This window comes from Agrobacterium vitis, from assembly GCF_013426735.1.
Lineage (GTDB): Bacteria > Pseudomonadota > Alphaproteobacteria > Rhizobiales > Rhizobiaceae > Allorhizobium > Allorhizobium vitis_D.
Window position 1 is genome coordinate 2,997,250 of record NZ_AP023272.1, and the last position, 12,143, is coordinate 3,009,392.

Below are 12,143 nucleotides of genomic sequence, written 5' to 3' on the forward strand. Positions count from 1 at the left end.
TTCACGGCATGCAACACCTGGAGAATGGGACCTTTCAAGACCGGACGGTTACAGCCGCCGACGGTATCCAACTGTTCGTGCGCGATTACCAAGCCAGCGGTGATACGGCTCTGGCCTCCCTGCCCCCGATCGTCTGCCTGCCCGGCCTGACCCGCAATCACCGTGATTTCACGCCCCTGGCGCAACGGCTTGCTGCGGGCGGAAGACGGGTAATCTGCATCGATTCGCGCGGTCGTGGCGGCTCCGGGCGAGATCCGGACCCGAAGAACTACAATCTTTTGACGGAAATGGCCGATGTGGTCGCAGTGCTGGATGAACTGGCCATCGCTCAGGCGGATTTTATCGGCACATCCAGAGGCGGACTTCTGCTGCATTTCCTGGCCGTCATGCATTCCAGCCGTATTCGCCGCGTGATTCTCAACGATGTGGGACCGGTTCTCGAAAAAGAGGGCCTGATCGCCATCCGGGATTACTTGGGCAGTGGTGGCGGACCAAAGACCTGGTCCGATTGCCCCGCCTATCTCAAATCCGTGCATGGCTCGACGTTTCCGGTGCTGGAACAGCAGGACTGGGAAGACATGGCGCAGGCACTCTACCGGGACGAAAAAGGTATTCCCGTCGCCGACTACGATCCCGCGATTGCCGCGCAAATCTCCAGCATCGATTTCAGCAAGCCCATCCCGGATCTATGGGTGCAATACGAGGCGCTGGCCCCCTTCCCCCTGCTGATCATTCGCGGTGAGCATTCGCAACTGCTATCGAAGCAGGCAAGCGAAGCAATGGTCGCTCGCCATCCATCAGCCAGCCTGTTCATCGCCAAGGGCCAGGGCCACGCGCCCTTGCTGCACCTCATGCCGCTTGCAGACGAGATCGAGCGGTTCCTGAGCGGAAGGTAAACGATCACGCGTTCAACGACGACAGCGCGCCGTTGCGATTGTTATGACATGACTGAATGGAAGTTTGTTTGATGGCGGAGAGGATGGGATTCGAACCCACGATACCATCTCTGGTATACTCCCTTAGCAGGGGAGCGCCTTCGACCACTCGGCCACCTCTCCGGTGCGGTCTGATTATGTCGTCGTAGATTCGATTGCAAGCGCTTTTCGCCAACTTCCACGATAAAGGCGCCATTTCCTCATGACAAACAAAGCAAACCGCGCACCACTGTGCCTGCCTGGACAATTCCGGCATGCTCGTCTCGTGCGGCCACGCTGCTCTGTCTCGTTTTGATTGCCTTTAATTGCCCTTATAAGAAGACGGGCATACTCTCCCTGTAAGAAATGGACTCATGCGCGAACCTCGTCAGGTAAAGAGCGACACCGCGATTGGATGAGAGAATCGCTAGGCTCTAAAATAGAATCGCTACCGATTCTGGCTGTCCTCAGTCCGATTTTGCTACACTGCCTGCCGGAGAGGCTGTTGAAAACATCGTCTCACCTTGAAGCGACTCTGCTGCAGATCGGCTTCAAATAGCACCCGTGGGCATCGAATCGCCCGAATTTGCCGCATTTCGGATGAGGTCGGAATTCAAGCCGGTTTTCAGGTGGTTGGCGTTAGCCTTTGTTTTTCAAAGCGTTTCTTAACAAAGAGTAAACAAATGCCCCGGTTCAGCCATAGCTTTGTGTCCTTTCAGCAACATCAAACGGGGAAGGCTATGGCGAAACCGCCCCGTTTGCCGTTTGTCGATTGCAAGCGCGGCAGCGTTTTGTATTTTCAAATCCAGAAGCGAGGCGGTGGATCGTCCGTTTCATACGTTAACGGGAATGGGGGCAGGAAATGCTGTCCTTCAGCCAAACAAGCCCAGACCCTAATGAAACTTGACTGGAGGTCATTATGAACATCAAGAGCCTTCTTCTCGGCTCCGCTGCGGCTCTCGCAGCAGTATCCGGCGCCCAGGCAGCAGACGCTATCGTTGCTGCTGCTCCGGAACCAGCTGAATACGTCCGCGTTTGCGACGCCTTCGGCACTGGCTACTTCTACATCCCCGGCACCGAAACCTGCCTTCGCGTTAAGGGCTATGTCCGTTTCGAAGTTCAGGGCAACAGCAACGACAGCGAATCGTCCTGGTCGGGTAACCGCGACTGGAACGCTCGTACTCGTGGCCTCGTCACTTTCGACGCCAAGAACGACTCAGAACTCGGCACGATCGGTTCCACCATCACGGTCCGCACCTGGGCTGATGAAAGCGGCGGCAGCCTCGAACTCGACGAAGCCTTCATCACTGTTGCTGGCTTCCAGATCGGTGAATTCTACAACTACTTCGATACGGGCCTCTCCGGCGAAACCGATGACCTCGGCTCCAACCGTCTGAACTCGATCGCTTACAACTACAAGTCTGACACCTTCTTCGCTGGTATCGCTGTTGACGAACTGACCGGCTACTACAGCCGTTCGCGTGACCTTAGCCAGGCTGATGCTTACGGCCAGAACAAGCGCGTTGGCATTGAAGGCCAGGTTGGCGGTTCTTTCGGTCCAGTAACAGCAACCCTGCTCGGTGGCTGGGACGCAGTTGCTAACGACGGCGCTGTTCGTCTGCTCGCAACCGCTAACCTTGGCCCTGGCGTCCTCGGCGTCGCTGGCTTGTACTCGACCGGCGTTTCCGCTTACTACGACAAGGCTGAGTGGACAATTGCTGCTGAATACGCAGCAAAGATCACTGACAAGCTGACCCTGACTCCTGGCGTTCAGTATTTCGCTAACACCGAGGTTGACGGTAGCGGCGATTACACCGGCCGTGACATCTGGAAGGGTGGCTTGACGCTGGACTATAAGTTGGCTGAAGGCTTGACCACCAAGGTTTCCGCTCAGTACCAGGATCATGGCTGGACAAGCAGCGACGAAGTCTGGTCTGGTTTCGTTCGCTTGCAGCGTTCGTTCTAATTATCTCTTAGGAGATAAGACTAAGACTAGGCCTCGTTGGAATACGGGGCCTAGTCAGTATGCCGGGGGGCAAACAACAAGAGCGGTTCATAGAGACAATATCTCTATTTCCTAAACGACAAACTGGAGATCAAAAATGAATATTAAGGGCCTTCTTCTCGGCTCCGCTGCGGCTCTCGCAGCAGTATCTGGCGCACAGGCTGCCGACGCCATTGTTGCCGCTGCCCCTGAACCTGCTGAATACGTCCGCGTTTGCGATGCTTTCGGCACTGGCTACTTCTACATCCCCGGCACTGAAACCTGCTTGAAAATGAGCGGCTACGTTCGTTTTGAAGTTCAGGGCGCAAGCAACAACAGCCTGGGCGATGATCGTAACTGGAATGCTCGTACACGTGGTCTCGTCACGTTCGACGCCAAGAACGACTCCGAACTCGGCACGATCGGCTCCACCATCACGGTCCGCACCTGGGCTGATGAAAACGGCGGCAGCCTCGAACTCGACGAAGCCTTCATCACTGTTGCTGGCTTCCAGGTTGGTTCGTTCTACAATCCTTGGGATAGCGATCTGTCCGGCGAAACCGACGATATCGGTTCGAACCGTCTGAACTCGATTGCTTACAAGTACAAGGCTGACAATTTCTTCGTATACGGTTCGGTTGACGAACTGACAGGTTACTACAGCCGTACTCCGGCTGCTGGTTCGGATCCTTACAGCAAGAACAACCGCGTTGGTCTTGAAGCTCAGATCGGCACGACCTACGGTCCGGTTACTGCAAACCTGCTCGGTTCTTGGGACTTCGCAACCAGCAACGGTGCTGTTCGTGGCTTGGCAACAGCTGAAGTTGGTCCTGGCGAATTCGGTATCGCTGCGATCTACTCGACCGGCGCAAGCACCTATTACGACCTCGGCAAATGGACTGTTGCTGCTCAGTACGCTGCAAAGATCACCGACAAGCTGAGCCTGACTCCTGGCGTTCAGTACTGGGGCGAAACTCAGGTTGACACCGATGGCGATTACTTCGGTCGCGACATCTGGAGAGCTGGTCTGACGGTTGACTACAAGCTGGCTGAAGGCCTGACCACCAAGGTTTCGGCTCAGTACCAGGACCACGACTGGGATGGCAACGACGACGTTTGGACGGGCTTTGTTCGTCTGGAACGCAAGTTCTGATCTGATTGTTGATCTTCAGTTGACAATTGCCTCCGGGTTTACGCCCGGAGGTTTTTTATTGCCTTGATGCGAGGCGCAATCTCGCAAGCAGTGTTGGATATAAAGCGCGATTGCGCTTATTGCCCATAATCCTCTCTTATAGGACTGGGTTCTAAGGATTGGGTTCTAGGATTGTTTGGGGTCTTTCGGCTTCGATTGAACCATACAAACTCTCCCGTCTTGTGTTGTCGTTTGTCTTTTCGGGAAAACCGGGTTTCGCTCTTCCCAAGGCAACCTCTCACTCTGAAAGAATCTGGCTGGCCTAATATCAAGGCGCGGATACTCACGCATTGTCGCTTTGAACGAGATGCTGATGCTTCCATGTGTCATGAGCCTGAGGGGCGTTAAAATGGCCCCGAGAGCTATTTTGTCAGCGCTGGATCAGGCCAGCAATTGCTTTAAATCTTCCTGCGGATTGCCAATGATCGCCTTATCGGCAGACCGGCCGGCTTCCAGAAGCTTTTTGGCCGTGACATAGGCCTTGGCATCATTGATGGCATCGACCGCAAGGAAACGGTCCTGGCGATAATACCAGACGGACAGGCTGCCCTCGCGCATGCCCGGTCTTATAATCGTCTCGTCATAGCCCAAGTTAAGCCCGGCGATTTGCAGTTTCAGATCGTATTGATCCGACCAGAACCATGGTTTTGGCGTGTAGGGCGTTGTCCCAGCTGCGAGCACCATGGCGATAGCTTCCCCTTGATCGACGGCATTCTGAACTGATTCCAGCCGGACAGCCCCCTCACTCCAGGGAAGCAGAGCACAATCGCCAGCAGCGAAGATGTCAGGATCGGATGTCCGGGCATAGCTGTCAACGATAACGCCATTCTGTACATTCAGTCCAGCGTTGCGTGCCAATCCGTCATTGGCGGTCGCGCCGATACCGACGATCACCAGATCGACATCGAGCGTGCTGCCATCTGATAGCTCGGCAGCGGTCACGACACCATCCTTACCCAGAAGGCGTTTCAAGCCCATGCTTTCGCGAATCATCACGCCATGGCTCTGGTGAACGGCACGTATGAAATCGGCAGTCTCCTTTGCAGCAACACGCGCTAGAATGCGGTCGGCCATTTCGATCACCGTGACCTCAAGGCCGAGATGGCGCGCCACAGCAGCAGCCTCCAGGCCAATATAGCCGCCCCCTATGATCAACAGCCGCCGCCCTGGTTTCATCACCTCAGCCAGGCGGTCAGCATCCACCTTGTTGCGGATCGTGTAGACACCAGCCAGATTGCCGCCAATTTCCTGCGGCAATTCTCGCGGTGTCGAACCGGTGGCAAGCACGAGTTTGTCATAGGAAAGTGATGAGCCGTCCTGAATCCGAAGCAGCTTTTGTGACCTGTCGATTTCCTCCACCCAACTGGAAAGGCGCAGTGTGATCGCGTTTTCATCGTACCATTGGGAGGGCCGCAACAGCAGTCGATCAAAACTCATTTCACCGATCAGATATTTTTTTGAAAGCGGTGGGCGCTGATAGGGTAATTCCGGCGCAAGGCCAATCATGGTAATCGGTCGTTGGTCGTTCAGTGCCCGTAGTTTTGACGCAACAGAAAAACCGGCCTGCCCTGCGCCGACAATCACCAATGAATTTTCCACGCCATGCCTCCAGAAAAATCGCGAACTCTCTGCCGAAAAAATGCGTCAGTCAGCGCGATAACCATTCTCATCAACGGGTAAATACCGGATGCCAACCCGTCAAGTTCGGCGGCCGCGCCTGGATGTAATAATGCCGGATTCAGACGTTCGGCCATATCCTCACCTAGGGACGGATCAGAAGAGAGTTCGCAGCTCGTCAGGCTCGACAATTTTACCGATAAGATGAGGCAAACAATTAGGAAAACTGCGCTAAACTGGGATACCAAGAAGGAGAAGAAGGACTGGTGTCATGCCCCTGCAGAACATTCCCGATGCAAAAAAGGACATTCCGCGGGACCTTGTCTATAAAAAGTTCGGCATTGACCGACCTGGCAAAATCATCTTTGTGGGCCATCATCTCAGCACCAAAACCACGGTACGCTGCCTGATCCGCAAAATCTCTCTGCAAGGTGCGGAACTCGAAGTCAGCCGCATGCTACCCGTGCCGAAAAACTTCTTTCTGGAAATTCTAGGCATTCGCGACGAGATCGGCTGCACCTTGATGCGCAGGGAGCAAGAGACGGCAGTGGTGAGCTTCAACATGCTGATCGATCCCGAATTCCTTCATCACGTCGTAAAGCTCTCCTTCGAATTTGGACCGTAATGGCACAGACTAACATAGGTTGAATTTGGGATTGAGTTGCGTTTCTTTATGTATTCTCGTTTTGGTTTTAAAATTAGTCCAATCGCTCAAATTTGATGGAATAGATTCAACTGTCTGAAATGCCATTGCGGCAAACTTCTCCTGACAACAAGGACAACCGAGGAGAGATCATGCTGCAAGGAACCCATCTAGCGTCCGTCACTTCAGAAATGTATGAGCGGCGCTGGGACCGTTATCAGGTTCGCCGACCCGCTCGCATCATGGCGGTCCGCGCTGGTTTGAGCGGCGTGACCATGCGCAGCGCCACGGTGCTGGATATTTCCCGCGGTGGCGCCGGTATAGAATTGGATACCGGGATCGGCCTTGGCAGTCACTATTATCTGGAGGTTTTGGGGATTGCCACACGTATCGGCTGTGCCGAAGCTTATCGAAACGGCACAAGGGCTGGCGTCAAATTCCTGATGCCGATTTCAGAAGTCTTGTTGCAACGGATTATCCGTACCGACTTCGTCATGAGCGCCGACCGCACCAGGGACAATGCTGGAAAGACCGTTGAGCCAGGAACAGGCAGACTTGCCCGGTGAGCAAGCGCTCAAACCTCGTCGCGCACCATTTATTTTCAATCAACTACCTTCGGCTGCAATAAAGAGGGCTAGCCGCTGTTGTTTGATCTAACGCCCCTTGGCGGCTCCTTACAGCCTTTCTATTCTCAGCGAAACCGATTCGCCAGGAATAGCGTTCATGTCATCCTTTTCGCGGTTTACGCCGCTTATCTCCCGCCTGCCCGCCACCGTTCCCTTTGTCGGCCCCGAGGCTATCGAGCGCCAGCGTAGTCTGCCGGTCAAGGCCAGGATCGGCGCCAATGAAAGCGGCTTCGGCCCCTCGCCCAAAGTTCACTTGGCGTTGCAGGCTGCCTCATCCGACATTTGGAAATATGCCGATCCCGAAAATTTCGATCTGAAGGCCGCCCTGGCTGCCCATTATGGCCTTGCCGCCGAAAATTTTGCGGTTGGCGAAGGCGTCGATGATCTTCTAGGTCTGACCGTGCGGCTGGTGATTGAACAGGGTTTGCCAGTCGTCACTTCGCTTGGCGGTTATCCGACCTTCAATTTTCACGTCAACGGCTTTGGCGGGCAACTGGTGACGGTGCCCTATCGGCAGGACCGCGAGGACCTCGACGGTTTGCTGGAGGCCGTGCGCCGCGAAAATGCGCCGCTGGCCTATCTCGCCAATCCCGACAATCCGATGGGAAGCTGGCATGAGAGCCACGACGTCGTTGCCTTTGCCCGTACCCTGCCGGAGACGTGTCTGCTCATTCTGGACGAAGCCTATAGCGAAACTGCCCCGGTTGGCAGCATCCCTGCTATGAATGCGCTGATCGATCTGCCGAATGTGCTGCGGATGCGGACATTTTCCAAGGCTTATGGCCTGGCTGGGGCACGGATCGGCTATGCGATCGGCACGCCTGGAACGGTGTCTGCCTTCGACAAGATTCGCAATCATTTCGGCATGGTGCGAACATCCGTCGCCGCAGCTCTTGCCGCCCTCGCCGACCAGGATTATCTCACTGCGACCGTCGCGCGGATCATCGCGGCGCGGGAGAGAATTTCGTCGATTGCGCGCCAGAATGGCCTGCGGCCGCTGGTCTCAGCGACCAATTTCGTGGCGGTGGATTGCGGCCGCGACCCGGCCTATGCCCGCGCTATTGTCGATGGATTGATGCAGCATGGCGTGTTTATCCGCATGCCGGGCGTGGCGCCGCTCAATCGCTGTATCCGCATCAGCGCTGGCTTGCCGGAGGATCTCGATTTGCTGGAACAGGCGCTGCCGATGGTTTTGCGCGACCTCGAGTCGCGCTGACGGCGCTGTAGAACTTTTTATCTGCTGGAAAAACAAAAACCGCGCCGGCCTTGTTCCTGCCGGTCGCGGTTGAATGGTTTTGTATTACCCTGTTTCGTTGATGCCCTGTTTGGATGGCGGTGGATCAGTGGGAGGTCATCCATTCACGGGCGTCACGCAGCGCTTCGGCCAACTGGCTTTTGGTCATGGTCGAGGCCAGATCGGAGCGGAGGCCGACGGAGCGGTCACAGCCTTTGATCGCGGCGATATTCAGCCATTTATGGGCAGACACCAGATCCTGCTCGCAGCCACGACCGGTGGCATACATCAGGCCCATGATCCGAAAGATATCAGCCTGGGGCTGGCCACCAATCGTGGCCATATCGTCTGCCTGCATATCGAAACGTGCCATGGTCTAGTCCCTGTCCAATTTGGTTTCAGTTGGTCTTTTTTCAGTGTCATGGCGGGTTTCCGGCTTATCATTGCGCCGGAATACCCCGCCAGGCTAAGTCCCTGTTTTTATGTCTGAACCGTCCACATCCCTGGCGATCTAGCGTCGCTTTTCGGTGTGTGCGGTGCGGCGGGTTTTCCCTGCTCGTTTGATGGGTTCATTATGTCGGACGGGTTTCAAAATGCGCTTAAAATGCTTGCTTAACGGGTGGCAAACGGGCTCGAAACCCTTTGTCAACTTGTCTTTCCGTTAAGCATTACAGGGGCTGATTTACCGGCAAATAGAGGTTAATTTTACCGATTTTTCACGGTTGTGATTTTACTCTTTGTTCATCATGATCAAGAGAGGCGCAGAAATGTTTCGAAAAGTCAGCCTCGTCATGGCGCCCTTCACATCGCATCCGAGCCCTATTTACGTTTACGTGCGCGTCATTTAATTTGATGGTCTTGCTACCCGAAACCATATCGGGGGCGGAGGATCGTGGAGGAACGGATGAAAACTATTCTACTCGCAGCCGGATTACTGGCCTTGAGCCTGACAAGCGTCAGCGCGGCAGAGCCGATCGAAGGCAAATGGAAGACGGCGAGCGGTGAAACTGCCGAGATCGCCAGCTGTGGCACAGCCTTTTGCATCACCCTGAAGACGGGCAAGCATGCAGGCAAACAAATCGGCAAGCTGAGTGGCGCAGGTGCCAGCTATACCGGCGAAGTCACCGATCCGGATAATGACAAGACCTATTCCGGCTCAGCAAATGTCCAGGGCAAATCCCTCAACTTGAAGGGCTGCGTGCTGGCCGTGCTGTGCAAGAGCCAGACCTGGACCAGACTGTAATATTTCGCCGCGCCGGATCATACCGGCGCGGTATTACCAGATTTTGAGGACGTCCGCTTATCGAGCCTTTTGGCCAAACAGGACTTTCTTGGCTTCCTCATCGGTGGCGACATTGCTGCGCCGCTCGGCGCCAACAGCGATACCGGCCTTGACCGCCGGGCGTTCCATCATCGTCTCAAACCAGCGCTTCAGATGGGGGAAATCGTTGAGGTCCTGTCCCTGATTGGCATGGGGTACGACCCAGCCGATGCAGGCCATGTCGGCAATGGAATAATCGCCCGCCAGAAACTCCCGATCCGCCAGCCGCTTGTTCATCACACCATAGAGACGGTTGACTTCATTGGTATAGCGGTTGATGCCGTATTCGATCTTTTCCGGCGCATATTGGCGGAAATGATGCGCTTGTCCGGCCATCGGACCGAGGCCGCCCATCTGCCAGAACAGCCATTGATCCACCTCTACGCGGGCGCGCTCATCCTTGGGATAAAATTTGCCGGTCTTGCGTCCGAGATATTGCAGGATCGCACCGGATTCGAACACGGATATCGGCTCCCCGCCAGGACCATCCGGATCGATGATCGCTGGCATACGGTTATTGGGCGAAATCTTCAGGAAATCCGGCGCGAATTGCTCGCCCTTGCCGATATTGATGTAGGTCACCTCATAGGGCAAGCCGAGTTCTTCCAGCAGAATGGAAATCTTCCAGCCATTCGGGGTAGGCCAGTAAAAAAGCTCGATAGGCGCTGTCATGGGCTCTCTCCTTTGAAGCATCACGCAATGTCTGCCTGCCCCTGAGGTAAAGATCATGGCGCCAAGTTCAAGGGACAAACGCAAAAGCGTCAGCCAGAATTCCAGCCTCGCGATAGCTTGATCGTTTCATATCAAAACCATCAAGCTATCGGGGGATATCATGAGAGACATTACACTACGGCTGACGGCAGTGACGGTTATCATGGCGGTGTTCGCGGCGCTGTTTTCCATACTGGTCATCAATTCTACCCGGATACCGCAAAACCTGCGCACGGGCCTGACGGGAGAGCGGCTCTATTCGCTGCAAAACGGGTCGGCGCCGACCATCCAAAGCATCGCGGCGCGCAGGGGATAAATTCAGCGGAAATGCATGGCTGTCGTTTGCTTGTTATTCAGACCGATATATAACGTCTCATGAGCAATAGAATCGTCAATTCCATCCCTGGGCCTATCCCTGTCACCATCATCAGCCCACCCGCTTACGAGGCAAGGCTGTTTGCCGACGCCCGCGAGGCCGTCGATGCGATTACAGAGATTTATGAGCGCAATACGGCGTTTCTCATCGATGCGTTTACAGCCCTTGCCAATGGCGCACCGATAGAGGGCCGTTATCGGGCCTTCTATCCGCAGGTCAGTATCGAGACCAATAGTTTCGGCCATCTGGATACCCGTCTCTCCTACGGCCATGTCACCTCGCCGGGCATCTATACGACGACGCTGACCAATCCGAAATTGTTTCGCCATTACCTGAAGGAACAGCTGTCCCTGCTGATGCGCAATCATCAGGTTCCGGTCAAGGTCAGTGAATCGACAACGCCGATCCCGTTGCATTTTGCCTTCGGCGAAGGCGCCCATGTCGAGGCCTCGGCTACCGGCTTTTCCGATATCCAGTTGCGCGATATTTTCGACACGCCTGACCTTTCGACCACGGACGACGAAATCGCCAATGGCGAATATGAGCCGCCAGCCGGTGAACCGTTTCCACTGGCGCCGTTCACGGCGCAGCGCATCGATTATTCACTGGCGCGGCTTTCGCATTATACCGCGACCAGCGCCAAGCATTTTCAGAATTTCGTGCTGTTCACCAATTATCAATTCTATGTGGATGAATTCTGCGCCTATGCCCGCACCCTGATGGCCAATGGCGGCGAAGGCTATACGGCCTTTGTCGAGCCGGGCAATATCACTACTCTGGCCGGGGAAAACGCACCCTCCTCCGGCGCGCCGCTTGGCCGCCTGCCGCAAATGCCAGCCTATCACCTGAAAATGAAGGGGCATGCCGGTATTACCATGGTCAATATCGGCGTTGGCCCGTCCAACGCCAAGACAATCACCGACCACGTGGCCGTGCTGCGCCCACATGCCTGGCTGATGCTTGGCCACTGCGCCGGTCTGCGCAACAGCCAGCGGCTGGGTGATTATGTGCTGGCCCATGCCTATATGCGTGAAGACCACGTGCTGGACGACGACCTTCCGGTCTGGGTACCGATCCCGGCGCTGGCCGAAGTGCAGCTGGCACTGGAAGATGCCGTAGAGGAAATCACCGGTTATGAGGGCTTCGAGCTGAAGCGCATCATGCGCACCGGCACGGTGGCCACCATCGACAATCGCAATTGGGAACTGCGCGACCAGCGCGGTCCAGTGAAGCGCCTGTCACAATCGCGCGCCATTGCGCTCGACATGGAATCGGCAACGATTGCCGCCAATGGCTTCCGCTTCCGCGTTCCCTACGGCACCTTGCTCTGCGTGTCCGACAAGCCGCTGCATGGCGAATTGAAACTGCCGGGCATGGCGACGGCCTTCTACAAGACCCAGGTCAGCCAGCATTTGCAGATCGGTATTCGTGCCTTGCAGAAGCTCGGTGCGATGCCGACAGAAAAGCTGCATTCGCGCAAGCTGAGAAGCTTTTTCGAGACGGCCTTCCAGTAAGGCATCTTTGA

General features: G+C 55.5%; 13 protein-coding genes and 1 tRNA gene. 9 read left to right on the forward strand and 5 right to left on the reverse strand.

Features of this window, described 5'->3' with window-relative positions; translation table 11 throughout:
• Positions 1–8: 8 nt before the first annotated feature.
• A complete protein-coding gene (locus tag H1Y61_RS14010) occupies positions 9–896 on the forward strand; it encodes an alpha/beta fold hydrolase (protein ID WP_180572940.1) in 888 nt (295 codons plus the stop codon).
• Between the two features lie 72 nt (positions 897–968).
• On the opposite strand, the gene H1Y61_RS14015 is transcribed toward H1Y61_RS14010, so the two are convergent.
• Positions 969–1,058, reverse strand: a tRNA-Ser gene (locus tag H1Y61_RS14015).
• Positions 1,059–1,833: 775 nt separating this feature from the next.
• Between H1Y61_RS14015 and H1Y61_RS14020 the strand changes: the two genes are divergently transcribed.
• Complete coding sequence (locus tag H1Y61_RS14020) at positions 1,834–2,880, forward strand: porin (RefSeq protein ID WP_174110397.1); 1,047 nt, start codon at positions 1,834–1,836, stop codon at positions 2,878–2,880.
• Positions 2,881–3,016: 136 nt separating this feature from the next.
• Positions 3,017–4,051, forward strand: coding sequence for a porin (locus tag H1Y61_RS14025; protein ID WP_174110396.1), 1,035 nt, complete (start codon positions 3,017–3,019; stop codon positions 4,049–4,051).
• 420 nt (positions 4,052–4,471) lie between these two features.
• On the opposite strand, the gene H1Y61_RS14030 is transcribed toward H1Y61_RS14025, so the two are convergent.
• The gene (locus tag H1Y61_RS14030) at positions 4,472–5,689 is read right to left on the reverse strand and encodes an NAD(P)/FAD-dependent oxidoreductase (RefSeq protein WP_180572941.1); all 1,218 of its coding nucleotides are present in this window, start codon (positions 5,687–5,689) and stop codon (positions 4,472–4,474) included.
• Positions 5,671–5,844, reverse strand: coding sequence for a hypothetical protein (locus H1Y61_RS14035; protein ID WP_174110394.1), 174 nt, complete (start codon positions 5,842–5,844; stop codon positions 5,671–5,673). Before H1Y61_RS14035 ends, H1Y61_RS14030 begins: the two co-directional genes overlap by 19 nt.
• Positions 5,845–5,978: 134 nt before the next feature.
• On the opposite strand from H1Y61_RS14035, the gene H1Y61_RS14040 reads away from it, so the two are divergent.
• From H1Y61_RS14040 to H1Y61_RS14050, 3 genes are all read left to right on the forward strand, one after another.
• Positions 5,979–6,332: a hypothetical protein gene (locus tag H1Y61_RS14040; protein WP_060715919.1), complete on the forward strand. Its 354-nt coding sequence runs from the start codon at positions 5,979–5,981 to the stop codon at positions 6,330–6,332.
• A gap of 170 nt (positions 6,333–6,502) precedes the next feature.
• Positions 6,503–6,916: a PilZ domain-containing protein gene (locus tag H1Y61_RS14045; RefSeq protein ID WP_180572942.1), complete on the forward strand. Its 414-nt coding sequence runs from the start codon at positions 6,503–6,505 to the stop codon at positions 6,914–6,916.
• A gap of 157 nt (positions 6,917–7,073) precedes the next feature.
• Positions 7,074–8,192 (forward strand): pyridoxal phosphate-dependent aminotransferase, encoded by a 1,119-nt coding sequence (locus H1Y61_RS14050; RefSeq protein ID WP_180572943.1) that lies wholly within the window; start codon positions 7,074–7,076, stop codon positions 8,190–8,192.
• A 124-nt stretch (positions 8,193–8,316) separates the two neighbouring features.
• On the opposite strand, the gene H1Y61_RS14055 is transcribed toward H1Y61_RS14050, so the two are convergent.
• Positions 8,317–8,583, reverse strand: a complete 267-nt coding sequence (locus H1Y61_RS14055) for an SEL1-like repeat protein (RefSeq protein ID WP_015915438.1) — start codon at positions 8,581–8,583, stop codon at positions 8,317–8,319.
• A 531-nt stretch (positions 8,584–9,114) separates the two neighbouring features.
• Here H1Y61_RS14055 and H1Y61_RS14060 point away from each other — a divergent pair.
• The gene (locus H1Y61_RS14060; protein WP_180572944.1) at positions 9,115–9,453 is read left to right on the forward strand and encodes a DUF2147 domain-containing protein; all 339 of its coding nucleotides are present in this window, start codon (positions 9,115–9,117) and stop codon (positions 9,451–9,453) included.
• A gap of 57 nt (positions 9,454–9,510) precedes the next feature.
• Here H1Y61_RS14060 and H1Y61_RS14065 read toward each other — a convergent pair whose 3' ends face one another.
• On the reverse strand, positions 9,511–10,203 hold the full coding sequence (locus tag H1Y61_RS14065; protein ID WP_180572945.1) for a glutathione S-transferase family protein: 693 nt from the start codon (positions 10,201–10,203) through the stop codon (positions 9,511–9,513).
• A 160-nt stretch (positions 10,204–10,363) separates the two neighbouring features.
• On the opposite strand from H1Y61_RS14065, the gene H1Y61_RS14070 reads away from it, so the two are divergent.
• Together H1Y61_RS14070 and H1Y61_RS14075 are read left to right on the forward strand one after the other, a co-directional pair.
• Positions 10,364–10,558 (forward strand): hypothetical protein, encoded by a 195-nt coding sequence (locus tag H1Y61_RS14070; protein ID WP_041696379.1) that lies wholly within the window; start codon positions 10,364–10,366, stop codon positions 10,556–10,558.
• 59 nt (positions 10,559–10,617) lie between these two features.
• Positions 10,618–12,132 carry an AMP nucleosidase gene (locus tag H1Y61_RS14075; protein ID WP_015915435.1) on the forward strand — a complete coding sequence of 505 codons (1,515 nt, stop codon included), beginning with the start codon at positions 10,618–10,620 and terminating at the stop codon, positions 12,130–12,132.
• Positions 12,133–12,143: the final 11 nt, after the last annotated feature.

Excerpts from the sequence above, each read along its gene's own strand:
- H1Y61_RS14065 (WP_180572945.1), bottom strand. The coding sequence starts at position 10,203 with ATGACAGCGCCTATCGAGCTTTTTTACTGGCCTACCCCGAATGGCTGG.
- H1Y61_RS14020 (WP_174110397.1), top strand. The coding sequence starts at position 1,834 with ATGAACATCAAGAGCCTTCTTCTCGGCTCCGCTGCGGCTCTCGCAGCA.
- H1Y61_RS14070 (WP_041696379.1), top strand. The coding sequence starts at position 10,364 with ATGAGAGACATTACACTACGGCTGACGGCAGTGACGGTTATCATGGCG.
- H1Y61_RS14025 (WP_174110396.1), top strand. The coding sequence starts at position 3,017 with ATGAATATTAAGGGCCTTCTTCTCGGCTCCGCTGCGGCTCTCGCAGCA.
- H1Y61_RS14055 (WP_015915438.1), bottom strand. The coding sequence starts at position 8,583 with ATGGCACGTTTCGATATGCAGGCAGACGATATGGCCACGATTGGTGGC.
- H1Y61_RS14050 (WP_180572943.1), top strand. The coding sequence starts at position 7,074 with ATGTCATCCTTTTCGCGGTTTACGCCGCTTATCTCCCGCCTGCCCGCC.
- H1Y61_RS14075 (WP_015915435.1), top strand. The coding sequence starts at position 10,618 with ATGAGCAATAGAATCGTCAATTCCATCCCTGGGCCTATCCCTGTCACC.
- H1Y61_RS14060 (WP_180572944.1), top strand. The coding sequence starts at position 9,115 with ATGAAAACTATTCTACTCGCAGCCGGATTACTGGCCTTGAGCCTGACA.
- H1Y61_RS14040 (WP_060715919.1), top strand. The coding sequence starts at position 5,979 with ATGCCCCTGCAGAACATTCCCGATGCAAAAAAGGACATTCCGCGGGAC.
- H1Y61_RS14035 (WP_174110394.1), bottom strand. The coding sequence starts at position 5,844 with ATGGCCGAACGTCTGAATCCGGCATTATTACATCCAGGCGCGGCCGCC.
- H1Y61_RS14010 (WP_180572940.1), top strand. The coding sequence starts at position 9 with ATGCAACACCTGGAGAATGGGACCTTTCAAGACCGGACGGTTACAGCC.
- H1Y61_RS14045 (WP_180572942.1), top strand. The coding sequence starts at position 6,503 with ATGCTGCAAGGAACCCATCTAGCGTCCGTCACTTCAGAAATGTATGAG.